At 56.8% G+C, this 24,334-nt stretch carries 17 protein-coding genes; 6 read left to right on the top strand and 11 right to left on the bottom strand.

The genetic code is table 11. From position 1 onward, the window contains the following. Positions 1–180 precede the first annotated feature (180 nt). The gene (locus GJR99_RS16525) at positions 181–750 is read left to right on the top strand and encodes a hypothetical protein (protein WP_151114157.1); all 570 of its coding nucleotides are present in this window, start codon (positions 181–183) and stop codon (positions 748–750) included. A gap of 164 nt (positions 751–914) precedes the next feature. Here the strand turns inward: GJR99_RS16525 and GJR99_RS16520 are convergent, their stop codons facing one another. The 5 genes from GJR99_RS16520 to GJR99_RS16500 form a co-directional block, all read right to left on the bottom strand. Next, positions 915–2,501, bottom strand: coding sequence for an ABC1 kinase family protein (locus GJR99_RS16520; protein ID WP_151114156.1), 1,587 nt, complete (start codon positions 2,499–2,501; stop codon positions 915–917). A 63-nt stretch (positions 2,502–2,564) separates the two neighbouring features. Beyond that, positions 2,565–3,929 carry a TIGR00341 family protein gene (locus tag GJR99_RS16515; protein WP_151114155.1) on the bottom strand — a complete coding sequence of 455 codons (1,365 nt, stop codon included), beginning with the start codon at positions 3,927–3,929 and terminating at the stop codon, positions 2,565–2,567. Positions 3,930–4,189: 260 nt separating this feature from the next. After that, the gene (locus GJR99_RS16510; RefSeq protein ID WP_154326127.1) at positions 4,190–4,363 is read right to left on the bottom strand and encodes a hypothetical protein; all 174 of its coding nucleotides are present in this window, start codon (positions 4,361–4,363) and stop codon (positions 4,190–4,192) included. 131 nt (positions 4,364–4,494) lie between these two features. Beyond that, positions 4,495–5,736: an AI-2E family transporter gene (locus GJR99_RS16505; protein WP_151114154.1), complete on the bottom strand. Its 1,242-nt coding sequence runs from the start codon at positions 5,734–5,736 to the stop codon at positions 4,495–4,497. A 69-nt stretch (positions 5,737–5,805) separates the two neighbouring features. Beyond that, positions 5,806–6,270, bottom strand: coding sequence for a DUF1269 domain-containing protein (locus GJR99_RS16500; RefSeq protein ID WP_191967167.1), 465 nt, complete (start codon positions 6,268–6,270; stop codon positions 5,806–5,808). A gap of 379 nt (positions 6,271–6,649) precedes the next feature. Here GJR99_RS16500 and GJR99_RS16495 point away from each other — a divergent pair, with 379 nt between their 5' ends. After that, a complete protein-coding gene (locus GJR99_RS16495) occupies positions 6,650–7,273 on the top strand; it encodes an HdeD family acid-resistance protein (protein WP_225317675.1) in 624 nt (207 codons plus the stop codon). A 117-nt stretch (positions 7,274–7,390) separates the two neighbouring features. Here GJR99_RS16495 and GJR99_RS16490 read toward each other — a convergent pair whose 3' ends face one another. Then, entirely contained in the window at positions 7,391–8,692 is a 1,302-nt protein-coding gene (locus tag GJR99_RS16490; RefSeq protein WP_151114152.1) for a prenyltransferase/squalene oxidase repeat-containing protein, read from the bottom strand. Between the two features lie 270 nt (positions 8,693–8,962). On the opposite strand from GJR99_RS16490, the gene GJR99_RS16485 reads away from it, so the two are divergent. Next, complete coding sequence (locus GJR99_RS16485) at positions 8,963–10,567, top strand: alkaline phosphatase family protein (protein ID WP_225317674.1); 1,605 nt, start codon at positions 8,963–8,965, stop codon at positions 10,565–10,567. A 329-nt stretch (positions 10,568–10,896) separates the two neighbouring features. Here the strand turns inward: GJR99_RS16485 and GJR99_RS16480 are convergent, their stop codons facing one another. After that, on the bottom strand, positions 10,897–11,832 hold the full coding sequence (locus tag GJR99_RS16480; RefSeq protein WP_151114150.1) for an alkaline phosphatase family protein: 936 nt from the start codon (positions 11,830–11,832) through the stop codon (positions 10,897–10,899). 307 nt (positions 11,833–12,139) lie between these two features. On the opposite strand from GJR99_RS16480, the gene GJR99_RS16475 reads away from it, so the two are divergent. Beyond that, positions 12,140–13,627: a right-handed parallel beta-helix repeat-containing protein gene (locus tag GJR99_RS16475; protein WP_151114148.1), complete on the top strand. Its 1,488-nt coding sequence runs from the start codon at positions 12,140–12,142 to the stop codon at positions 13,625–13,627. 141 nt (positions 13,628–13,768) lie between these two features. Beyond that, on the top strand, positions 13,769–14,839 hold the full coding sequence (locus GJR99_RS16470) for a Gfo/Idh/MocA family protein (RefSeq protein WP_151114147.1): 1,071 nt from the start codon (positions 13,769–13,771) through the stop codon (positions 14,837–14,839). Between the two features lie 274 nt (positions 14,840–15,113). Here the strand turns inward: GJR99_RS16470 and GJR99_RS16465 are convergent, their stop codons facing one another. The 4 genes from GJR99_RS16465 to GJR99_RS16450 form a co-directional block, all read right to left on the bottom strand. Next, positions 15,114–16,580, bottom strand: a complete 1,467-nt coding sequence (locus tag GJR99_RS16465) for a flippase (RefSeq protein WP_151114146.1) — start codon at positions 16,578–16,580, stop codon at positions 15,114–15,116. 288 nt (positions 16,581–16,868) lie between these two features. Then, positions 16,869–19,232 carry a hypothetical protein gene (locus tag GJR99_RS16460; RefSeq protein WP_151114145.1) on the bottom strand — a complete coding sequence of 788 codons (2,364 nt, stop codon included), beginning with the start codon at positions 19,230–19,232 and terminating at the stop codon, positions 16,869–16,871. A 461-nt stretch (positions 19,233–19,693) separates the two neighbouring features. Further along, entirely contained in the window at positions 19,694–21,106 is a 1,413-nt protein-coding gene (locus GJR99_RS16455; RefSeq protein ID WP_151114144.1) for a sulfatase, read from the bottom strand. Positions 21,107–21,165: 59 nt separating this feature from the next. Further along, a complete protein-coding gene (locus GJR99_RS16450; protein WP_151114143.1) occupies positions 21,166–22,752 on the bottom strand; it encodes a hypothetical protein in 1,587 nt (528 codons plus the stop codon). A 538-nt stretch (positions 22,753–23,290) separates the two neighbouring features. Here GJR99_RS16450 and GJR99_RS16445 point away from each other — a divergent pair. Next, entirely contained in the window at positions 23,291–24,310 is a 1,020-nt protein-coding gene (locus GJR99_RS16445; RefSeq protein ID WP_151114142.1) for a lipid II:glycine glycyltransferase FemX, read from the top strand. Positions 24,311–24,334: the final 24 nt, after the last annotated feature.

The raw sequence follows: 24,334 nt of genomic DNA, 5'->3' as shown, positions 1-24,334 counted from the left end.
CGGTCGCACCCCAAACACTGACGTCGAGTCGTCGTACGCATTAATACAACTCTAATTTCGCTACCCAAATTTGTGTTGGGTCAGACCGTGTCAGAGTCGCCGGGTGAACGAGACTTCAGCAGCGTTCAGTCTGTCAATATCTTTATCATAGTACTTCGAAAACTAGGCGGAAGAATACGTGTGACTGACTCAACCCAACATCCTGGCGTGAAAAATGTAGAGCACGGAGTTAGAGGTGCTATTGTGCTCGTCTTTCTCGTCGGAATTCGTCGACGGAATCCAGGCGCCGTCGTCAACGCCATCTTCTCACTCGCCGGGACCTACATTCCAGCGACGCTCGAACGAGTACTCGGCGTCGAATTTCACCCGTGGCAGCGTGTCTACATCGAAACCGCGATGCTGACGCATTCAGTGGGGATGCTCGGCCCGTACGACGACGTCTGGTGGTGGGACCACGTCACGCACACGCACTCGGCGTCTGTCCTCGGTGGAATCGTCCACGTCGTCTCACATCGCCGTGGTCACAACCCTCGGTCACGAGTGCTCGGCATAGTTGTCTGCTTCGGCATTCTCTGGGAGCTCATCGAATACGGCATCCACTTCGCCGCAAAACGACTCGGTATCGAACCGATTCTCGTCCAATATGGACGTGAGGATACAGTGTTCGACTTACTGTTCAATCTCGTCGGTGCACTGCTCGTCGTCGTCTTCGGAGACCGACTGTTAGATAACTTCACAGACGAACCCTGACGGGTAACCAGCAACCGCTGTTCTATGCCGACGGTGGGACCAAGCAACCCCTATTCTATCCCGACGGGAGACCACGCAACCGCTGTTCTGTCCAATGTCTTCGACCGTATCGCCCTCACGATGCCAGACTGTTTCACGAGTGGGCCGTCTGCGGACCTGCCCGTCTACTCGTTCGACCTGGCGTTGTGGAGCGCGACCAAGAACAAGAGCGTCATGACTGCCGCGATGCCCCAGCCAATCGCACCGAACGTCGGGCGAATGTTGGTCAATATCGCAGACCCGATGACCCACGATGCCGTTATCAGAGCGTATGCGAGTACTCGACCGATTGCTGTGAGGGGTCGTTCTAACTGCATGCCCTCGATCTGAAGCTGTCCATCGAGAACCATGTCGAGGACCCGTTCGAGTTTCTCAGGAACACGAACTGTCGAGCGAACCGAGGCTGTCGCATCGTCACTCATACCCTTGAACCACGCTTCCGCACCTCGCCGACGGTAGCCGTGTTCGACGAGGAACTCCTGTGCGGCAGTGAGGAAGTCGAAGTTCGGGTCTAACTGTCGGAGGACACCTTCGCTGACGGTCCCTACTCGGATGACGAGCATGAGGTCCGGTGGAATTCGGAACGGGAACGAGTGTAGAATTTCGTTCACCTCGGTGATGAGCGCACGCCAATCGGAGAGTCCAGAGCCCTCTAAGTCCTGAATCGCTAACTCCAGGACTTTGTTCATCGACGTGCGATTGACGTCGCTGTCGAGTACGCCGAGGTCGATGAGAACGTCGATGATATCTTCAGTATCGCGTGCCGCTGCGGCGAGGTACAGACGAACGATCGCGTCCTGCATCTCGGGAGTGAATCGCCCCGACATCCCGAAGTCGTAGAAGACGATTCGTCCCCTATCGTCGACACCGATATTCCCAGGGTGCGGGTCGCCGTGGAAAACTCCATCGACGATGCCCATCTTGTAATACGCGTTAGCGATATCGTGGGCGATTTCGACGGGGTCGAAGCCACTCGCCACCAGTGCGTCCATATCGTTTATCTTTGTACTGTCGACGAACTCCATCGTGAGCACGCGTTCGGAGCAGGCCTCTGGGTACTGTTTGGGAATTATCACATCGTCTTCGTCTGAGAAGTTGTCCCGCGTCTCCGTCATCATTCGACCCTCGCGGACGAAGTCGAGTTCCTGCATGATGACGCGCTCGAAGTCGTCCGCGAGGTTCCGAAGCGAGAAGTGGTGTCGTTTTGGAGCGATAGCGATGACGATTGGGAGAAGTCGACGAACGACTCTGAGGTCGATTTCGATAACATCGACGACGTTCGGTCGGCGGACTTTCACCGCAACTCGGTTGCCTCGGTACCGTGCTTCGTGCACCTGTGCGAGCGACCCACCGGCGAGCGCCTCGGACTCGAACGAGTCGAACACGTCCATTCCCACGTCTGCTTCGACAATCCGCTCGATTTCCACGAACGGACCAGGTGGGACGGTGTCCTGGAGTGTTATCAACTCCTTGGCGTACACTGCAGGGACGATATCAGGCCGTGTCGAGAGCACCTGCCCGATTTTGATGAACGTCGGTCCGAGGTCAACCAGGGTATCTCGTAGCCGCTGGGCGCGCCGTTGATGCACTTCGGTTGAAACGACTCGAGCGCGTCCGAACAGAATGAACCGATGTCGGTCACGAAGACTCGCCAGGAGGAACGGAAGAAACCGGAGTGCAATCTGGACCAGACGACGGGGATACTGTAACATTCGGTTCCTCGTGTCAATTGTACAACTTCAGTGAGCAAAAAGGAGACGTACCGAGTCACCAGGTTAGACGGGAAGTACGTAACGCCCGGAAACCACCTGAGGTGAAACCGATGGCCATCCAAGGGGTGGGTTGGGTTCTTCTCGCTCCGATAGCTGTGCTTCGACAAATCCGACCCGAACGTAGACGTCACGGTCGAACGTGGCAGTGATTTCGTCGTCCCATCGCTGGGCAAGGTCGGGTGGAATCTCTTGATCACGAGGGACTGCGATGAGAACGTTGACCTCAGGCTCGTTCCCAAGAACGATATCGATTGGTTCGTAATCGACGGTTACACTGACGAGTTCGACACCTGGTAGGTTGGCTTCGTCGAACCCCTGTTGGAAATCAGATTGCACTTGCTTCTCGAACGACTCCGTCTGGAAGGTGGTGAGGGTAACCAGACCAAGGACGATGGAAAGGACGGCGATACCGACTGCGATGATGGCGATACGCGAGAACAACGACGATTTGACGCCCTCGTATGTCCCCGCTTCGAGTGGTTTGAACCCGGCCAGGTAGAAGAGGACGAGTGCCGAGAGGTTGATTGCGAGCAGGTTGACGACGACGAGCACTGCAGCTGCAATCGCGACACCGGGCAATCCAAACGCGAGTCCGAGTCCAGACGTTGCTGCTGGAGGAACGAGTGCCACTGCGATGGCGACACCGACGAGTGTCGACCCTGAACCCCGCATGATGCTGATACTCCCTGCGAACCCCGAACCGAGGGCGAGGAAGAGCGACAAAAAGTTCGGACTCGTTCGTTCTGCGACTTGTGGAATGGACGTGATGTCGAGTTGCGGTGGGATGAGAATCGTTTGCTGGAGGAGTACACCCATGATTGCGGCCGTCGCGATGGCAGCGAGGAGGCCAGTCACCTGCAGGATTACCCCACGTCGGGTCATCTTCGGGTCGTCGAGAATCGTCCCAACACTCGCGGAGATAGCTGGACCCATCAGCGGTGCGACGACCATCGCACCGATAATCGTCGCCGCAGAATCGAGCAAGAGACCCGTAGTGGCGATAATCGTGCTTAAAACCAGAAATGCAAAGAACGTCGAGTTCGCGGGAGCCAAGTCTTGTGCGCGAGCGTACAGTTCTTCACGGGCGATTCGAAGACCAGGGAACCGTTCGACCAGGGCGGAGAGTCGTTGAGAGACGACAGTTTCTGTCGGGAGGACTATGGTGTACGAATCCTCTTGGACACCGGCCTCGGTCAGTACATCCATCATTGACTCGACCCCACTGGGAGGCACGGGGAACTGGACCATCGCCTCGAAATCACCGCGACCAACCTCGTCGAAGACGGCGTAATCGATACCTTGTTCGTCGAGAGCGGTGAGAACGCTCTCTCGTGTACCTTCTGGTATCAATACCTGAACTAGACGCATGCAATACATACACTCCCTGAGATATTAAACGTGGGAGCAAGGTGACACTAAACGATATTCTGGCAATCGCTGGGTTCACGTCCGAACGCGTTACGAAGTCGGTCCAGACAGGCGTCTCGGCCCGAATTCGAGACAACGTTCGCTAGTTCGTCACTTACCAATTACAGTGATACACGTGTAATCCTGACTGTCAACTTCGTGTACATTCTGGGTCGAACCATCTCGTCGAGCAGTACGTTCAGTTGCCTACCGCCGGACGCTCAGTTCCGAATCTCGATATGGATTTCGTGGTCCTGGTCTTCGTCGGTCCGGTGACCACAGAAGGGACAGTATTCGTAGTAATGAGCACCCGCTTTGACGTTGTATCCCTCTGTCCGGTCACACTGAATACGCGTCTCGGCACGTGGGGAGTTTGGGGGTGCTTGTCTTGACATAGTAGACCTGTGGCATGGACTCCCACATATACCTATTCATCAGTTGGTCGTATGGCGATTTCGTTGACAAGACCTGTGAATCACGACGGTATCGAAAGACCGGGTCAACGAATTTGAGCCGACAACGTGTCTCAATCGGACGCGACAGACCCATCGTGGTCGTCTTCGGGCGGCCGCTGTCGTGTCGTGTCCACAGTCTCGCCTTCGGTTTTTACTGCATGGTCTTCCCCTGCGGCAGTTGGGTCACTGTCGTCGGGGGGCGGCCCTTCGGTCGGCGGCACCCCACCGACGAGACCGGGAACAACGTGTCTGGCGCACTCGACGACTACCACGAGGAGGAGTGGCCCGAGGAAGACACCGTACCACCCGAAGAGAAGTGGGCCAATCGTATACGCGAGCATGACTGCACCGACGTGGAGTGACCGTCCCGAGACGTACGGCCGAAGGAGTTGGTCAGGAACCGTATCGACGATGACGACAGAGACGATTGCGAACAAGACGACGAACCAGAGTGCCGACGGGTCGGTGATGAGGGCGTCGGCGAGGAGTACCAACGCGAGCGGGACCCAGACGATTTTGATGCCGATGACCGGAATCAGACTCCCGACACCGGTCAAGAGACCGAACAGTGCAGGTTCGGGGATTCGAACAGTTTCCGGTGCAACGAGGTTGAGGAGGGTGTAGGTCACCGCACCCAGAGCGCCAGTGAGCACGGCGTTGAGAATGTTCCCGAAGTAGACCTGATTGAGGTCACGGTCGACAGCCTCGAGGAACGACTCGATGACGCTTCCGTCTCCGATAAAGGTCGAACGGCCCCAGGCAGCGATTCGGTAGTCGTCGCGGAGCAAGAAGAACACCACGATGAGTCCGATAAACAGGTGAATGCCGACATTGACCACCACCGCAAGCGACCCGGAGAGAGCCTCGACGGCAACGACGATACGGTCTCCGAAACCGTCGGCCAGCAATCCTGCGGGGTCGGTAAGGAGTCCGCGTACCGTCGTTTCAGCGAAGACGATGACGTCTGGAGCTTGTGGAATCGCGTCGAGTCCGGGAATCGGTTGGGCCGTGGGGTCGGTTCCGAGGAGGTCACGAAGCCCCCGAATCGCGACGGAAATCGTCCATACGACGAGGAACAACACGGGCAGTGCGACACTCACCAATGCCAACATCACCGACAACGTCCGTGAATGAACGCGCTGACTGATACGGGCGTGAACCGGGCGTGTCACGTAGTAGAGGAACAACCCGAGTACGAACGTTCCGACGTACCGCCACGTGACGTACACGACGAGCGCGAAGAGGACGAGCGTGAGCGACCAGAGCCCTGCCTGTTCACGAGAGAGTCGTAAGTCCACCACTCGTCGAGTCATTGGCCGTTCCACCCAGTGAGTACAGTTGACACAAATATAATTGGGATGTGAAAACGCGCTGTACTACGTTCAGGCAGGAGTACCTTCAGCACCGAACGCTTCGCGAAGGGCGTCTTCCTGTTGTGGCGAGAGGTTCGTCCGAATAACGTTGGGTGCGAACGATTCGAGTTCGTCGATTACACGCTCTGTCTGCACGTCGCGGACGAGTAAGAACAACGCAGAGTGACCGGGTTCGATGGTGTCACCAACCTCTTTGATGAAGTCGTCGTCGATGCCGAAGTCGGCAAACTTCCCAGAGAGGGCACCTGTCACAGCACCGATCGCCATTCCAAGCCACGGTGCGAGGAAGAGAAGTCCGATAAGCATCCCCCAGAACGCGCCACCGAGAGCACCAGTCCCGACGAGACTCACGGCTTGGTCGACTTTCACTTTCCCGTCTTCTTTGCGAACGACAACTGCAGCGTCGTCGAGTGTGAGCAACTCCTGTTTCTGTAGGTCGTACAACTTATCGCGAGCGTCTTTCGCGCCGGTCATTGTTTCGAACGCTAGTACTACCAAACTACTCATTACGAGAGATAGATCAACCTGATTGAATATCAACATTTTTACGCATTTTGTGAAAATCGCCAGGAGAGAACTATCTCGAGGCACGGAACAGTCAGTAATTACAACCCATGTTGTTCCAGGCGGATAGATTGCTCGATGGCTGTTATCGCCCACGACGACTGCTCCCTTCGGTCGAGAGCGTCACGAATACGACCGATTCTGTGCCTGAAACACGTGGGTGATACGCGGCCGATAGCCGTTCATCTGGGCCAGAAATTACACTAGAACCGTACAGTTTCGATACCATGATTATTCGGGAGATAGTGCAAATTGTTTAATCTCTCATACAACCATTCTGTAAGTTGTAATGAGTTCACCATCAACAGACACCGGAATGCCTATCGAAGCAGATTCGATGTCGGATTCCCTACAAGCTAACTGGCGGTGGTTAGCAATCGCAGGCGTCATCATCGGAATCATCGGACTCTTGGCGATCCTCGCTCCGTTCGTCACCGGGTTATCGATATCCCTCCTCGTCGGTCTCTTCCTCATTGCGTCGGGGATACTCAACTTCATAGGGGTCTTCTCAGCGAGAAGTTGGGGCGGCGCAATCTGGCAAATCCTCCTCGGCGGCATCAGCATCGGTGCAGGTGTCATCCTCTTCGTCAACCCAGTGGCCGGGCTCGCGACGCTGACGATTCTCGTCATCGCGTACCTGCTCGTCAGTGGTGTGGTCGAAATCGTGATGGGGCTGAGCCTTCGCGGTGAGCCAAACTGGTTCTTCGCCGTCGTCAGTGGGTCGATCGGTGTCCTCCTGGCCATCATGCTTTGGGCAGGGTTCCCGGCGAGTGCAGCGTGGGCAGTCGGTGTCCTGTTTGGTGCCAACCTCCTCGTGAGTGGAAGCATGATGGTCATTTTCGCCTACAGCGCACGGAGAGTCTCCAAAGCGCTGGAGATGGACCAGGGTGCAGACATCGGTGGCGCTGCCTGAAGATCACCACCCTCCGTTTCAAAATTGGCCAGCGGGTCATCCCCCTGGACGGCAGACGGACGTGACGCACGAAACGGGTGTTACAGGAGACGAGACGTGAAGTCCGGTTTTACCGTGTTATCGAGACGAGTTGGGGTCGACCATCCAATTCTCTAGGTCGTGGTCGATGTCACTTTCGCGCGCAACTGCGAGAAGATACTCAGACATCGCGTAGGCCATCCACGCTTGTGCCCACCGCATCAACGTCGTGCGGACGGTGAAGAACTTGTGCTTTCGGTAGTAGAACCGACCGTTTCCTGCGTAGAGGTTTTCGAGCGTCCAGCGAAGGATTCGTCCGGCCATCTCGAGGTCACCGGCAGCACTGAACACTGCGATTGCCGTCGCTGCTGCGTGAATGTCACGAGGATACGATTTCGACTCGTCCCAGTTGGGCGCACCGTCGGGTTCGAACAGCGTCGAACGGAAGAACGTCAATCCGCGCTCTATCGTGTCGTCGAACCGGTCAGAGCCGGAGACTGCTCTGTATCGAAGGAACGCGTCGAGTATGAACCCGTTGTGGTGGTTATCCATCGACAGATGTGAACTCGACTTCGGAACCCGGTAGGTCCATCCACCGATGTCCGCCTGGTGACTGGCGATGAAGTCGAGAATTGCAGTCGCCCGCTCTAAATCGATATCGTCACCGAAGTGGTCGTAGAGGTCGACGAAGAGCCGAGCGCCGAGCGCACCCGAATTGAGCGTGTAGTACGTATCCGGGTGGTTCATGTGGTAGTTGACTTTCGCTCCACCCTCCACTTCTCGGTAGTCGAGGTCCTCGACGACGAAGTCGGACGCGGTTCGTGCAATTGGTGCGTAGATTGGGTCGTATGGAGACGCTTCGAGAAGTGCTTTCACCGCGAACGACGTCGAAACGACGTCGGGGTCGTTCGGGACACCTTTCTGTTCGAGGTGCTGTATCTCGTGTTTGTGACCGCCACAGAACCCGTGATAGCCGATGCTCCGGTTCTCGACTAGCCAATCAGCGAGTTGTCTGGCTTCCTCGAGGTAATCGACAGTAGTCGGTTCGCCGTTCGCTTCCGCGTAGTGGTGGTAGTTCAGATTCGCTATCGTGAACAGTGCAGTTCCCTTGTAGTTTCGACGTTTCTCGACGAGGAACAGCGGTCGGACGTTTATCGGTGGGCGCTTGACCAACTCCTGTACGACGAGGTTCACCCATTTGTTTTCGAACGGGAGTGTTTTCAACAGGCGACTGCTCATTCCGTCGCCGTAATCCCATCCGATGTAGTCGCGTTCACGTGCGTATTCGAGCGTCTCAGCGAGAATCTCGGAAACGTGTTGGCCGTCGAACTCGAGAGGCGGACGACGCTCACCGTTCGACGCTTGAGCAAGAGTGGAAAGAAGTGGGCCATTCTGCGACATACTACTGCGTGGAAAGACAAACTTCGAGGGCTTTGTTACGAGTGTCCTATGCAGATGAGTTGGCCACTGGGTGACTGTTATTGATATCATACGGCTGGACGACAGGACACAGTACTGCTGTGTCGAAGCAGACAGTCGTTCGAAGTGTAACGGTATCGGAGTCGGTGCTGCGTGACACTGTTAATCTGCTTCGGCGACCCGCTAAGCCCGCGTATAACAAAACGCTCTACTCACGACGTTTGGAGTATGAACAACAGTCGGATAGGGGAGATGAATACACTACTCGTCGGCCTCGATGCGGCATGCTTCCCGGTTTTAGAACCTCTCTTCGACGACGGAGAGCTCCCAACGCTCCACAAGATTTTTTCAGCTGGTGTCGCCGCGCCTCTCGAATCACAGATTCCGCCGTGGACTGCCAGTGCGTGGCCATCACTCTACACGGGGATGAACCCCGGTAAGCACGGTGTGTTCGACTTCCTAACGTTCGATGGCTACGATTGGACCGTCATCAACGGAAGCCACATCCGTGAACGAACGTTGTGGGAACTCCTCGACTATCACGGATACTCGAGTGTCGTCGTCAACACACCGGTAACACACCCCTGCCGAGCATTCGATGGTGCCCTCATTCCGGGATACACGGCACCAGAGAATCCAAAGTGCCACCCGGAGGGAATCTTGGACGACGTCCGTGAGGCAATCGGAGAGTACAGAGTCTACCCACGCGACCCGTCGCCAGACGATTCGGCAGCGAGTGAGACCTACTGTGAGTTGATTCGAATGCGTGGCGAAGCGTTCCGCTATCTCGTCGACCGCTTCGAACCAGACTTCGGGTTTATCCAGTTCCAACAGACAGACACCGTCTTCCACGAACGCCCCGGCGACCTCGACTCGGTCAGAGACATCTACGTCGAAGTCGACAAACAGCTCGAGGCGATTCTCGACGCGTACCAGCCCAAGAACGTCCTGGTCGTGAGCGACCACGGAATCGGTGAATACACGGGATACGATTTCCGAGTCAACGAATATCTCCGTCGGCATGGGTTCGTCAAGAGTGTAAACGGTGGGAAGGGGATGCCGACGTGGGCCTCGGTCCGAGATTCGAAGCTCAGAGCCGGAATCGAGTCGGAGTCGGTCGAACCGACAGTCGGCGTCAAACTGATGCAACTGGTCGCTCGGACTGGCCTCACGAGCCAACGTCTCGGTGCACTTCTTCGCAGGCTCGGACTCGACGAGTTCGTCACGAGTCGAATCAGTTCGGAGATAATCAGTGCAGGGACCCAACAGGTCGACTTCGAGAACTCCCTCGCCTACATGCGCTCGCGCACCGAACTCGGTATCAGAATCAATCTCGAAGGGCGAGAACCACACGGCGTCGTCTCCGAGTCTGAGTACGAGTCGGTTCGTCAGGAACTCATCAAACTGCTCAGTAGTGCCACCGACCCCGACGGAAACCCTGTTTTCGACGAGGTGTCACCACGGGAGACGTACTTCGACGGTCCCAAAGAGAGCGACGCGGTCGATGTCGTGACGATTCCACGAGACTTCGACCAGTTCCTCTCCGCGGTACTCACTGAAACCGTATTCGGAGAACCAACCGAGCCATGGAACCACAAACTTCACGGCATCGTCGCCGCGGTCGGGGAAGACATCGACACTGAGGCTCATCTCGAAGACGCGCACCTCTTCGATATCGCACCGACGGTCCTCGCGACGTTCGGCCTCGAAGCAGACGAGCGAATGGACGGAACGGTCCTCCCAATCGTCGAGTCAGTCGGAACCGCCGCCTATCCCGCACTAGACCCAGCCGAAGTCACCATGACGACAGACAGCAACGTGGAAGAACGCTTAGCGAACCTCGGATACATCGAGTAGCACGGTACCGAATTCGATTTCGTCTCTCCTCAGCGAAGTTCGTCGACTGAAATCGCTTGGCGTTAGTTTGTGTATAACCGAGACAGAATCGGCTCACAGTCGTATTTTCGAGGGACATCGAGACGAGTGTCGACATCGACGACCCGATGCGGAGGTTCGTATTAGTCGAGGAGGGTGTCGGTAGGAATGGGTAGACAGACTGTGAAGCGCCGTGGGAGGAAAGGGTCAGAGAGTCCACGAGATGGGATGGATAATCAGTCAGAGGGTCTACGGGAGGAGAGGGATGGAGGAGTAGGTATTCGGCGGTCGGCGGGGCCGACGTGTTGTGGCTACTCGACGTACCCAAGGTGTTCGAGACGTTCGCTGACAACGTCCGAAGACACGTCGTCTTCCATCGCCACCGACTCACCGGCGACGATCTCCTTTCTGTCACCGTTGTCGTAGACCAACCAGGGTACTGTGACGAGTTCCCGAGTGTAGATACCCGGTGGGTGACCCCACTCTCGTATCGGAATCGGAGCAGAACGTTCGCCAATCATGTTCCCGTGGTCAGACGTGACGACGGTCCGTCCGAGAAGCGTCTGCATCAGTTCCTCGACCGCTGGGAGTGCGATACGCAGATTGTCACTGTACGCCTCCCACACAGTTTCGGGAGCGACAGTTCGCTTTTTCTCCATCAACTCACCCCAGATGTCTGCTTTCGAATGGACGTCCTCGTACGGGTTCCGTGGGTTCAGTTCGGGGGCGTTGATGAACGGATAGTGTGGTTGGAGATAGTGGACGATGAGGCGCTTGTCTGGATACTGCTCGCTGGCTTCGATTGCGCGTCTGGTCATCGTCTCCGGGAGGACCGTCCCCACCGACTCGTCCCACCCGTCTTCTATCCAGACGTTGACGACGTCGAAGAACATCGCGTCGAGTTGCTCGCGCTGAGCGTAGAACTGTGGGCTGGCCGTGATGTACACCGTATCTTGCATGTCGCGGTTCGCGAAATTGCCCTGGAGAAACTCGACCGTATGAGAACCGCGAGAGATGCGTCTTTCTAGCTGCCCAGAGAGCGTGTTGTTCTGTTCGAACAGGTCGTACCGGCAAGCGTCCAAGATGAGCAGGTTGTCCCAGTCTTCTGAGAGAACGTCGATACCGTCGGGGTTGTAACTTCGCCGGTCGAGACGGCTGTAGTAGAGACGATTCAATTCGCGGCCAAAGATAGCAGGATTCGAACGACCAATTTTCAGTCCCTTTCGAACCTGTGACAGAGAGTACATCAGGTATGATGGTGGGTTACAAAATCACATTGTAAATTCGGAACTAACGGAGTCCGACGACGCTAACGGTGGTCTCAGAACACCGAGAATCACGAGAGAGATGGCGTGAATCGCTGGACTAAGCCCCATAATTATATTCCTATGACGCCAACTGAAGACTAGTTTTACAGTGATAGACAGACGGGCATATCTCGGGTTGGTTGGAGTCGCCGCTGCGGCATTAGCTGGCTGTACGACGCGCCAAGAACCCGAACCACCGACGCCCACACCAACTCCCACTCCACCACCAGCACCGACACCGACACCAATGCCAGAACCCACCGAGCTAGTGCAGGTAAACGTCGTCGACGATTTGGGGTGTGACCCAACTGGGAACGACCCCTGCGCTTCGAAACTTCAGGGAGGACTCGAAGACGGAGTCGCACTCGTATTTCCGAGTGGGACCTATCGGGTAGAAGACCGACTCGACATATCCGGATTCGAAGCGATCGGTCTCGTTGGAGACGGGGCCGTGAAACTCGTCCCACCGAACGGCTACAACAACTTCCTCATCGACGTCGGCGAAGTAGGCCAGTTCTTCCTCCGTGGAATCGACATCGACATCACCGCGAACGACACCACCGCCGGTGTGCGAGTCATCTGCCGTGATTCGTTCGAGATAGCCGACGTGGAGTACCTTGGAAGGGGGAATCACCCCGACAACAGGGTCGTTCACTCGATGATTCTCGGGCTCACTACCGAGTCCGGTCGCGGTCTCATCCGGGACTTTCGTGCGCTGCAAGGGTCTGCAATCGGTCACTACAAGAACGGTGACGGGCGAGCTGGCATCTCTATCGGCCCGTGGAACTTCGGGACCGTTCGTATCGAAAATTGCCACCTCGAAGAGTTCGGTAACAACGGAATCTACGCCAGTCGCACCTCGGGAAACGTCGAAGTCGTCGGTGGACTGTTCCGCAATAACAACGTCGCCAGTATCCGAATCTCCGGCAACGGGAGTTTCGTCAGCGGAGCGACTGTCGAGGTCGACATGGGCGAGTACACCGGTCCGTTGACTCAACTCGACTCTCAGTTCAACACACGCGGTATCGCAATCGAGCAAGGGCCTGCCGACAAACAGAACGGTGCACTGGTACGTGACTGCACGATTCGAATCAAAGAGACGCCCCGGTCCAAAGGCGGAATCAACCTTTTTCCAACAGGGCGTACCGTCACGGTACAAAATACGACAATCGAAATAGACGCCGACGGGGTGCCCGCAGTGTACAGAAGTCCACTCGAACCACAGGGACGGTTCGAACCGGCGACTGGACCACACTGGGTCAACTTAGAGAACGTTCGAATCACCGGCAAAGCGGGTGGACTCGCAGGCGTGATGCTGTACGACGCACCGAACTCGGTCGTGAGAAACTGCACTATCGACCAATCTGGCCCCGACCGTGATGGAATCTTCATGGTGAACTCGGTTTCCACACTCATAGACGGTGGCTCTGTCACGACGACACGCTACCCGTTCGTCGTCGGGGTGAACGGGCAAGCAGAGACGAATGCGTGTCTACTGCAGTTCGAATCCAACCCGCAGGTACAACCATCGTCGAGGTCGAGTGGCCCGATTCGTACTGGAAGTACCGTCGTCATCGACGAAAGCGAGTATCGTGTCGACGGTGGGGGCGTACTGGGTATGGATAACTGCGTCGCGACCGCTGACCTCGTTCGACTGGCGAACAAAGAGAACACACTCGCAATCACCGGGACAAACAACGGCCAACTGGAGTGGCTCCGATTCGTCGCACAGTGACATGTCGAACGAGTGAACGCAGCAGAACGTACAGACACTCGATGTTTGGCCCCTCGCTCGACTTCGAACCGTCGTTAGCAACTACACTCCAGCGGTCATTGAGCGTATAACAATACACTTCTCAATCATATCGCCTCACGTATGACACTCAACGCAGCAGTCGTCGGTGCAGGTGTTGTCTCCGGTACTCATCTCTCTGCGCTCGAACGAAACCCCCAAACCAACCTCGTCGCAATCTGTGATATCGACGAAGGCAGAGCGAGCGACGTCGCGACCAAGTACGGCATCACGGCGTACACAGACATCGACGAGATGCTCGAATCAGAGGACCTCGACTGGGTCCACATCTGTACGTCGGTCCAGACCCACGTGGCGCTGGCGAAGAAAGTGATCGACAAGGGAATTCCAGTACAGATAGAAAAGCCGATCACCACGACCCTCGAGGAGTTCCGCGAACTACAGGAGTACGCCGACGAACGTGGAGTTCGTTTCTCCGAAGTCCACCAACACGTGTTCGACCCGGCGATGCGCGCAGTCACCCAGCAGATGAAACGCGGTGACCTCGGCAGAGTCCGCAGCGTCGAAGTCATCTTCACGGGACTGACGCCGCCGGATACCGAACGTCGGGGAGCGTGGGCCTTCGAACTCGAAGGCGGTGAGTTCGAAGAAGGCTTGCCCCACCCACTGTATCTCGCGTTGGCCACAGGTGGCTACCCAGAAGACGAAGAGGCCATCTCTGCGGTTACGAGCCTCGCAAACGAATACGAGATGGATTTCACGTACGACAACGCCGCCGTCCAATACCGGACGAACGGCGGGTGCATGGTTAGTGTGAAGATGATATCGGGGGCAATCTCCCAGCGACTCGTCGTTGTCCACGGAGAAAAGCGGTCGTTGATGGCCGACCTCGTCTCACAGACAGTGATGAAGGTATCTCACGACCCAACGAGCACGTCGCTCTCGAAAGTCCGATACAACGTCGAGCGGTCCGCTGACCTCATCGGTGGTGTCGTCGGAAACGCCAGCACCGTCCTCAAGACGAAGTACGACGACGGGTGGGAGACCGCCAAACAGACCAACCCCCACTACTACCAAATCGACCTCGAAGCCAAGGCAATCGCCACGGGACGCCCGATGCCCGTTCCCGTCGAAGAGTCGATGTGGACGATGGTCCTCCTCGAAGCGGTTCGCGAGGCAGCGCGACAAGCCTGACGGGAAATCTACTTCTCTTTTCTACAGACCGTTCGTGTAACGGTGCCCTCGGAATCACCTGTTTCTGCCAGCTCAGTACTCAGTGACGCAATAGCTTCGACTGGGCAACCTGTCTACGCGAGTACGTATACTGAAGTCGAACGAGCGCACCGCCGTCGAGCGTGTCGTACGCCCGGAGTTCACGGTCCATAGGGTCCATAATCACAGAACGTGTCGACAACGAGTTACCACTGAACGTATGGCACTGAGTTGCCGCTGAACGTGTGGCACTGAGTTACCGAAGCATCCCGACCACACGCCTGAAACTGAGCAGTCCACTCACAGAGACGAGAACAGACCACATCACGATTCCCAGGACGATCGCCGCACCAAGCGTCACGAGACCGGAGATGAACGGTTCGAACGCGAGAACAGGCAGGGCAACACCGAGGGTGACGAGACAGACGATTGCTGTCGTGCGCGCGAGGCGAGTGAGCGAGAGTGAGAACTCGGTGTAGATGAGATACACTTCGAACCCGACGAGGAAGACGTACGTGATGACCGTCGCGAGGGCAGCACCGACGACTCCTAGCGTCGGGATGAGTGCGATGTTGAGCGCAAAGTTCGCGACTGCGGTTGCCGACTTCGCGTAGGCACGTGCACCGGCCCGACCGATGAAGTCCAGGCTGTCGTTGGTTATCTTGTCGATCGCGCGCAGGAGGACGTACAGGCTGAACACCTGCACGACTGGAACCGCACCGAGATACTCCGCTCCAAAGATGAGTCGAACAGTTGGTTCAGCGAGGATGGCCATTCCCACGGCGGCGGGAACGTACAGCGTGACAACGTACTCGAACGTCGTCTCGTAGAGATTCGCCGCGCGCTCGAGTTTGTTCGTCACCTTCTGTTCGCCGTACGTCGGTGAAATCGAAAACCCAATCGTAGTCGCAGGGGCGATGACGAAGTCCGTTATCTGCTTTCCCAACATGTAGTAGCCGACAGCGAGTGGGTTCAGGAAGTATCCGACCAGAATCGCGTCCACACGACTGTCGAGCATCACCGCACCACGTGTCACTGCCAGTGGGATGCTGTACCGGAGGATTCGTTTAGAGAGACCGCTTTCCTGCGGGACTCCCTCGTCGAGCGGTCGGTAGAATTTGACGTACAGAATGACGAAGCCCACGGCGACAGCGAGGGCAAAGCCGACCGTGTATCCAAGAATCGCCCCGAGTGGGCCGAGACCCAACAGGAGGAAACCAACGATGAAGACGATGAGGCTGACGTTGGCGACGATATCGGTCTTCGCGCTCCAGTCGACGCTGTTCAGTCCCTGAAACGAGAGCGAAACGAACGTCTTCAGCGAACTGAACGCGATGTAACCGACACCGCCGACGAGGAGTGGTGCCACACGAGGTTCGTCGAGCAGCTGAGAGACGGGTTCGCTAAACGAGACGACTGCAGCAGAGACCACGAGAATCATCACGAGGTTGTACTTCAGTGTCGACCAGAGGATGTGCGGCACTTGCGCCGGTTCGGTCCGCCGGTATTCGGCCAGATATCTCGCGGCGGACTTCGCGAGTCCGAGGTTCGCAAAGAGGAGTGCGACCGAAAGTATCGAGATCGCGAAGAAGAGCAAGCCGTACTCTTCGGCGGTGAGGAAGTACCGGGTGAGAAGGATGATCAGCAGTCCCTTCGAGAGAAGCGAGATGCTCTGTGCTGCAAACATCGCCTTCAGCCCTCGGATTATCGAACTCGTCACCATGAATTGAACTCCCTGCCGTCGAATCGGACTCGAGTCGCGCGGCGGGTGCGGCACGGACCGGCGGCCGTTCAGTCTCACGATTGGGGACTGCCGTGGCCGTCTCAGTCTGCCGACGTATTCGTGAAAATGAGGGAGTCCTCAGGGCTTTGTTATGGGTGACATACCCACCAGACAGGCCACAGAGACTCCGCTGTCGGTCGGTTTCTATCGTGTGGTGTCGAAAAAAAGTGGTGGAGGGAGGACGTACGGCAGAAGGAGCGGGGGGTTGGTTAGTTCAGTGGGGTCGCGTTACCCGAGCGTGTCGGGGTCGACCTTCGTGTCGTCGAGGTAGACACGGGCCGGACCCTTGAGCGCGAACGAGGTAATCTGACCGGTGAACTCGAACTCGTCGATGCCGCGGCGGGTCGCGCCTCTGACCTTGTTCTTGACGACGGTGTCTTCGCCAGGGTCGTCGACCTGCTTGACAGAGCCACTGACACTGAAGCGGTAGTGAGCCAGGTCGTCGGTGCCCATCCCGTCGATGGTGAGCTTGCTGACCGTTTCGACCGTCTGGTCGGAGTCGCTGGACGAGTCCGTCGAGCCGTCGAGCGTGGCCGGGTCGACTTCCTGCCCGTCGACGGTAACCTTCGCAGGTCCGTCGATGCTGAACGAGGTAATCTCACCCGTGTAGTCGAAGCTGTCGAGGCCACCACCGACTGCACCGGTGACCGAGCTTCCACTGACGTTGTCCTCGCCGGGGTCGTCGGTCTGCTCGACAGAGCCACTGACAGTGAACTCGTAGTTCGTCAGGTCAGAACGGCCCTCACCGTCGATGACGAGTTCGTGCGTCGTGGTCGAGTCGGTAGACGAATCCGTGCTGGAGTCCGTCGTCGAGTCGTCGGTCGAGTCGGTAGACGAGTCCGTGCTGGAGTCCGTCGTCGAGTCGTCGGTCGAATCCGTCGAACCGCCGAGCGAGGCCGGGTCGACCTGCGAGCCGTCGACGTAAATCTTCGCAGGGCCGTCGATGGTGAACGCGGTGATTTCACCCGTGTAGTCGAAGCTGTCGAGGCCGGCGGCGACAGCGCCCGAGACGGTGCTGCCGACGACGTTGTCCTCGCCGGGGTCGTCAGTCTGCTCGACAGAGCCACTGACAGTGAACTCGTAGTTCGTCAGCTGCGAACTGCCATCACCGTCGATGACGAGTTCGTGCGTGTTGGAGTCAGACGTCGAATCCGTCGTCGAGTCGTCCGTCGAGTCGGTGGACGAATCAGTCGTCGAATCCGTCGTCGAGTCGTCCGTCGAATCAGTCGTCGAATCCGTACCCGAGTCGGTGGACGAATCCGTCGTCGAGTCCGTACCCGAGTCGACGGTGAGCGAACAGCTACCGGACGTTTGGATATCGGTGGTCTGAACGTTCACGTCCACTTCGTTGACGGGCTGGCCAGCGACGTTGATGGTCGAGTTACCGACGAAACAGTCAGGCGCGTCGACGACGGTCACACCGTCACGGCCCGACGCAGTCTGCTGGATACAGACGTTCTCGACGGACGAACTTGGACGGCCGACGACCTTGACGCTCTCGCGGTTTGCCGCAGTGCCCTTGACGGTACAGTTCGTGACCTTGAGGTCCCACGGCTTGGGGGCCTTCGGGTAGTTCGACGCCTTGTCCGTCGGTTTGTACCCTGTGATGGCGCGCGAACCGTCGCGGTCGATGATGAAGTCACAGTTTTCGACTTCGAGCCAACCACCGGTCTCGTCGAGGTCGATCGCCTCGATGGTGTTAGGCGAGTCACGAACGATGAGGGTGCTGTTGCGCACGTAGCCACCGTTCTTCGTTCCGTCGAACTTGGACTGCTTCGTCTCTATCCAGACACCACGCATCTTCCGCGGGGTTCCGGGGTTGTTGGCCTTGCTCATGTCGATCTCGATGAGCGCACCGTCGACGTACGAGTTCGGCCCCATGAAGCGGACCTGCGAGACGTCGTTGTTACGGTAGACACCGCCTTCGATCTGGATGTTACCGTCGTTACGCGTGGCGTAGATTGCACTGTTCGACATCTCCTCGATGTGACAGTCGATTATCTTCAGCGTCCCGTGGTGGGCGGGAGTCGCCTGAATGCCACCCGCACTGTTGCGGTACTCGCCGAGGACACCACCGTCTTTCGCCACGAACCGCTCGATGACGGAGGTACCATTGGGGTCGTGGACGTCACAGAGGATGTGCTGGTCGAGGCGGTGGTCTGCCGCAGGTGCGCGTCCGACGATCTCGATGTCGCGAATCTGTGCGTTTCTCTCACACAGGAACTTCATGTTCGCGAATGCGCCACTGGCAGTCTGGTCGATGGTGAATCCCTCGAAGAGGACGTTGCGGCCGCCCTTGTTGAGGAACACCGTCGGTTCCGTGTTTGCCGGAATCTTGAGCGTCGCACCGTCTTCGGCGATCATCCCGACGTTGGATGGACCACCTGGGTAGATGGAGTTCGCAATCTTGTACGTTCCCTTGGGGAACTTGATGAGCGTACCACTGTTCAGACGGCTCTCGATTGCGCCGGAACAGTCGGAGTTACCCGAGGTGTCACAGAAGTCGGCTGCGTTCAGTACTCTATCGAACGTTATTCCACGAACGGTCTGAGCAGCAGCGGCATTCTCGACGACGGCACTGGTTGCACCCACACTGCCGAGTGCAACACCGGCCAATCGCAGATACGATCTGCGGTCGAAGTTTGTAATGCTGGAAGGCTGGTCGTTAGGTTGGTTATTCTGGTCGGGGTCCTTCTGCATACTCGGTCCAAAGAAACTTGGACAAATAACAGATTTGACCACATCTGAAGCAGATATTCCAAATTTATGATTCGCTTAAGTGAATTTAGTGTACGAATGTTCACCAGAAGGCTATAATTAGGATGTGCGATGGTCGCCAGTTAGTTATCAGGTGCTCCGGCTGGCCCCCACAGAAGTATGAATGTTAGTGACTATATGGGTTTCCGACTAGTGAATTGTCGTGAATGTCCGTCTAATCTGGAGATAGTGAAATTATCTCTGATTGACCCAGAAAACCGAACGTCGGGTGTTACAAATTGGAAGAATTAGACGCAAATTAGTTTGAAATACGCACGTTGGCCGAGATAATTCGGTCAGTCGATTAGATAACCGAGGTCAGCGAGCTGTTCGCGCATCTCGTCGGTGAATCGCCCCACCTGCGGTTGTTTTGCCACAGGTGCCCCAATCATCCCCCACCATTTGACGAGTAACGTGTCGAAGTCGGCTGCGACGTCCGGATACAGTTCGGATACGTCGGACGATTCGTCCGGGAGCAAGTAGAGTTCGGCCCCGTCGTCGCTGTGTTGGTACTTGAACTCCGAAGTAAACAGTGCCGTGAGCGTAGACTCCGAGAATCTCGACGTGTCGAAGTTCGGGTTGAGCTCGGTCAGTTTGTCCACGTTCTGCTGATACCGGTCCGCACCGCGCTGGACGACGACGAAGTCACGGTGTTCGGTTCGAAGGTCGATTCCCTGCGTTCCGTCGGTCGGGGCGCCAACCATCGCCAACAGCGTCGTCATGACGTCTGCGTGCTGTACTAGTTCTCCTTCGTACGCGAGCGCGACGTCCAGCCCGTGAGTGACGAGTGGAACGTGAGAGACTGCTTCGTTCGTGACGAGTTGGTGAGCGAGGAGTCCGCTCTCTCCGAACAGTTCTCCGTGGTCCGAAGTGATGACGAAGATGGTGTGGCCGATGTCGAGTGACTGAACCGTGTCGAACAGTTCACCGACGAATTCGTCGACGTGCGCGATTTCACCGTCGTAGAGTGCTGCGAGTGCCTCCCACTCTTCGGCAGTGAACGGGCTACTTTCGGCCATGTGTTCGTAGAGGTTATCGTGGTGGTCTAATCCGATCTCTTTGATCTCGTCCAACGAGAGGTTGCTGTCGCTAGCAAACTCCTCGAGGAAGCGGTCTGGTGGGTGGTACGGGTGGTGTGGTCCACCGTAGTGGAGGTACAGGAACAGCGGAGCCTCCTCCGTCTGTCGGTCTTTGAGCCATCGGAGCGCCAGCTTGTTGAGCATATAATCAGTGCTGTGTCTCCGGGTGTCGAGCGTCAACCCTCCACCGTGGGTCTGGATATTACGAACGTACGAGAGAACGGTCTGGAGACCAACAGACTTCCGAAGCGTCGATTTACTGAGCCAGACGAACTCGTCGAACCCTCTGTCCAGTCCAGTCGCAGAGCTGAGGTGTGAGTTCGGAGAGATGCACGCTGTGTCGTATCCAACCTCTTTGAACCGTTCTGCCACAGTCGGGAGGGCAGCAGGAATGGCGTCGCCGGTCATCCCCGCTCCGTGGTACGAAGGATACGTCGCCGTGAGGATAGAGGCAGAAGAAGCGAGCGTCCAGATTCCATGGGAGTAGCATTCCGAGAAGTACCGACCCGCGTCGCTGTCTGCGATTCTCTGTACGTTCGGCGTCGTCTCGCGGCCGTAGCCACCCATCGTAGTGTGGTCTGCCCTCGTACTTTCAAGCGTAATCCAGACGATATTCGGACGCTCAGTCATAACTCTGAGGCCACATTCGTTCGTTTACTGGATAGTTATAATTCGCATACTGTCTGGCGTCAGCCAGTCTCGTCTACGTCTTCGAAGTTAAGGGCACGTTCTTCGACGAAATAAAGCGTGAACCCACCGTTCGAAACCACTTGGTTGACTCCTGGGCGCGCGTCGAGCGAATCGAACTCTGCTTGGCTGTATCGGAGTTCCTTGTACGCTCGTATCTCACGTTCGCGGTCGTGTTCGGTCACCGCGAGATAGCCTTCGGCCGCGAACGTCGAATTGAGCGTGTCTAGCTCCCGAGTTGGGACCGACCGGTCGTAGGCGTCACGAGGTGTCTCGTCTGTCCCGAAGACGGCGTCGTTGTATCGCCACGGACCTTGCCGAACGGCTGCGACTTCGAGCGCCTCGTCGTGTAGTTCGAACGCCTGCCCGTAGCCGTCGAGTTCCGTCTGAGTGACGTGCTGATTCGGCTGATAGATGTACGGAGAGGGGAATGCTGCAGCCAATGCAGTAGGCAGTAACAACAGCAACAACAACGCGACAGCGACGTGTGTCGTACGAGTTCCGACGCTAGAGGCGAGTCGTGGTAAGCCTAAGACGATGGTCACAGAGCCGACCGCCGTCGCTATCAGCATGAGATAGCCAAGGAGCCTGAAGTGAAGCTCACCGATATCGCCGAGGATGAAGACGACCACGAACGGCAACGTTCCCACAGCACCGAGTGTGAGATACCGAACTTTTGCATCAGTCTCCGGGAGGTCGTCGAGGCGGTGCAGGATTACCGCCAAGACGAGGATTCCCATGAGGCCGACGTAGACGAAGCTCACGAGGAACACCTTCGCAAATATCTCTGGGAGTCCTGCTCCGATTGCCTGCAGGGACGCCCCTTGTGCCACGGTACTCCCTGCTGCAGTCGGGGGCGCCCCACTGAGATAGCCTTCGGCCGCCCTGACAACTGCGTCGAGCGTAATCCAGAACGCGTCACGCCGACTCGTCCACGCGAGGAAAGCGATTCCGAGCACACCGGTCTGTACGTACATCGTCTTGTGGTCTCGAATCGCACTGTCCCAGTCACGCCAGCGCGCCAACACCTGAAGGACCGACGCCGCGAACAACAAGACGAACAAGTTGAGCGCTTGCATCGGGTGATACAACACTGTCGCCACCCCGACGACGACCAACAACGCCCCGAACGACGAGACTCGAAGTCTCGATTTGCCTGGGTCGGCCCGTGTCAGGTAGAGGAGGAACAAGTAAATTCCGAGGGACGAGAAGAGCATCGCTTGACTGAACGTGTGCGGAGCCAGATGCGTGCTGATGGTGTTGATCGGGAGTAAGAGGAACCCCGAAAACGCCGCGATGACGATCGTGTCCTCACGGGGGAGGAGTTCGAACGCGATCAACGGGACGAGTACGAACGCGAGTGCAACGAACGATAGGACCACCAGCATCAACGACCGTTCCGGAGAGTAGCCAGTGACGTCTGAGAGAAGAATCGCGAAGGAGTGTATTCCGGGGTACAACAGTTCGTCGATGACAGTCTCGCCGTCGACGACGTCTCGGACCCACCCGAGGTGCGTGAGTGAGTCACCGGTTCCGATGAAGTAGTACCCCCGAATGACGGGGAGTGCAACGATAGAAAAGACGCTCATCCCGCCGAGGAGAAGTGACAGTGGTCGAAAATCTCTCTCACCGAGGACAGACACGACCAGAGCACAGCCGACAGCAACGGCAACCAAGGCCCAGAAGGCCAGTGGCGTACCTAGATACAAAGAAAGTTCGTAAGAGGTTGCAGGGTTCACGTACGCCGACCCAATCGCTAGGAAGAACGCAGCGAACCCCACGATTAGACCCCACTGACTTCTGGTTCCGGAATTAGAGGCCATAACTGGTGGTTCAAACGGTATCCTGGAGTATTGTTATTGGTTACCAACTCCTCGCTGAACAGCCTGACGAACAGATAATGGAGGCCAACCAGTCGATGTAGTGATTCCGAGTACCGACTGGAAGGGACCCTCGGTCTAAGAGTCGAACATCTCTCGACGTTGTGGCTCCAAGCAGGCTTTTCGAGAGGTTCGACACTCTCGAATTGCGTCCGCTGAGTGGTTCTAACCGGGCGAAAACAGACGTCCAGACGGATAAGAAGATTATAACAAAGCGGCCAGGGTGTGGACTTTAAACCTACTGACAATGAGCATCGAGATTAGGTACGCGACCGATGAGGACATCAACAGTTGGGACGACTACGTCGAGCAGTCGCCACAGGGAAACTTGTTTCACCAGTATGCGGCGCTGGAGATTCAAGCGAAGCACTCCAATTCAGAGCTGTACCCACTTATCGGATTCAAAGGACAGGAAGTGGTCGGCCTCTTTCCAGTGTTCAAAATCACGAAAGGACCGATACCGACCGTCTTCTCACCACCGCCCGAACTTCGGGTCGCCTACCTCGGTCCAGTCCTTCTCAACATGGACCATATGAAACAGCGCAAACGTGAGAGTCGCCAACACGAGTTCATCGACCGCTGTTTCGAGTGGATTCAAAACGAGATTCGACCACAGTATTCACACATTCGTCTAGACGGTTCCCACGGCGATCTTCGACCGTTCACCTGGAACGACTTCTCCATCTCTCCGTCGTACACCTATCACGTCGACCTCACACAGGGTGAAGACGACGTTCTGATGAGTTTCAGTAGCGACGCTCGAGCGAACATTCGAAACGCTCCAGAGGGTTCGTTCACCATCGAAGAAGGCGGTATTCGAGAGATAGAACTCATCATCGAACAGGTGACTGACCGGTACGAAAATCAGGGGATTTCGTTCCGTACCTCGGCCGAGTTCGTCAAAGACCTCTATACGAACCTTCCGGAGGGACAGATTCGTCCGTACGTCCTCCGTATCGACGGCGATTTCATCGGCGGAATCCTGGCGACGGACTACAAAGGGACCGTATCACGATGGCAAGGTGGGGTTCGGACCGATATCGACGTCGACATCGCGGTCAACGACCTCCTCGACTGGCAGTTGATGCGAGACGGCATCGAGCGGGGGAGAACGACGTACGACCTCGTCGGAGCAGACAACCGGCGTATCAACCGGTACAAATCGAAGTTCAATCCAGCGCTGGTCCCCTTCTATAGTCTCGAACGAAGCGAACCGGGGATGGGGAAACTCGCTCACATCTACAAGTCCATCCGTCAACGCGCATAACTCGACTCGATTCTCTCTGCAGTC

This window comes from Haloferax marinum (genome assembly GCF_009674625.1).
GTDB classification, from domain to species: Archaea; Halobacteriota; Halobacteria; order Halobacteriales; family Haloferacaceae; genus Haloferax; species Haloferax marinum.
The sequence above is the reverse complement of the archived record's forward strand: the minus strand, read 5'-3'. Positions and strand labels throughout refer to the sequence as shown.

What these genes read in the sequence shown, in the direction of transcription:
- GJR99_RS16520 (WP_151114156.1), bottom strand. Translation starts at nt 2,501, where the DNA reads ATGTTACAGTATCCCCGTCGTCTGGTCCAGATTGCACTCCGGTTTCTT.
- GJR99_RS16515 (WP_151114155.1), bottom strand. Translation starts at nt 3,929, where the DNA reads ATGCGTCTAGTTCAGGTATTGATACCAGAAGGTACACGAGAGAGCGTT.
- GJR99_RS16510 (WP_154326127.1), bottom strand. Translation starts at nt 4,363, where the DNA reads ATGTCAAGACAAGCACCCCCAAACTCCCCACGTGCCGAGACGCGTATT.
- GJR99_RS16505 (WP_151114154.1), bottom strand. Translation starts at nt 5,736, where the DNA reads ATGACTCGACGAGTGGTGGACTTACGACTCTCTCGTGAACAGGCAGGG.
- GJR99_RS16500 (WP_191967167.1), bottom strand. Translation starts at nt 6,270, where the DNA reads ATGACCGGCGCGAAAGACGCTCGCGATAAGTTGTACGACCTACAGAAA.
- GJR99_RS16495 (WP_225317675.1), top strand. Translation starts at nt 6,650, where the DNA reads ATGAGTTCACCATCAACAGACACCGGAATGCCTATCGAAGCAGATTCG.
- GJR99_RS16490 (WP_151114152.1), bottom strand. Translation starts at nt 8,692, where the DNA reads ATGTCGCAGAATGGCCCACTTCTTTCCACTCTTGCTCAAGCGTCGAAC.
- GJR99_RS16485 (WP_225317674.1), top strand. Translation starts at nt 8,963, where the DNA reads ATGAATACACTACTCGTCGGCCTCGATGCGGCATGCTTCCCGGTTTTA.
- GJR99_RS16480 (WP_151114150.1), bottom strand. Translation starts at nt 11,832, where the DNA reads ATGTACTCTCTGTCACAGGTTCGAAAGGGACTGAAAATTGGTCGTTCG.
- GJR99_RS16475 (WP_151114148.1), top strand. Translation starts at nt 12,140, where the DNA reads ATGCCAGAACCCACCGAGCTAGTGCAGGTAAACGTCGTCGACGATTTG.
- GJR99_RS16470 (WP_151114147.1), top strand. Translation starts at nt 13,769, where the DNA reads ATGACACTCAACGCAGCAGTCGTCGGTGCAGGTGTTGTCTCCGGTACT.
- GJR99_RS16465 (WP_151114146.1), bottom strand. Translation starts at nt 16,580, where the DNA reads ATGGTGACGAGTTCGATAATCCGAGGGCTGAAGGCGATGTTTGCAGCA.
- GJR99_RS16455 (WP_151114144.1), bottom strand. Translation starts at nt 21,106, where the DNA reads ATGACTGAGCGTCCGAATATCGTCTGGATTACGCTTGAAAGTACGAGG.
- GJR99_RS16450 (WP_151114143.1), bottom strand. Translation starts at nt 22,752, where the DNA reads ATGAGCGTCTTTTCTATCGTTGCACTCCCCGTCATTCGGGGGTACTAC.
- GJR99_RS16445 (WP_151114142.1), top strand. Translation starts at nt 23,291, where the DNA reads ATGAGCATCGAGATTAGGTACGCGACCGATGAGGACATCAACAGTTGG.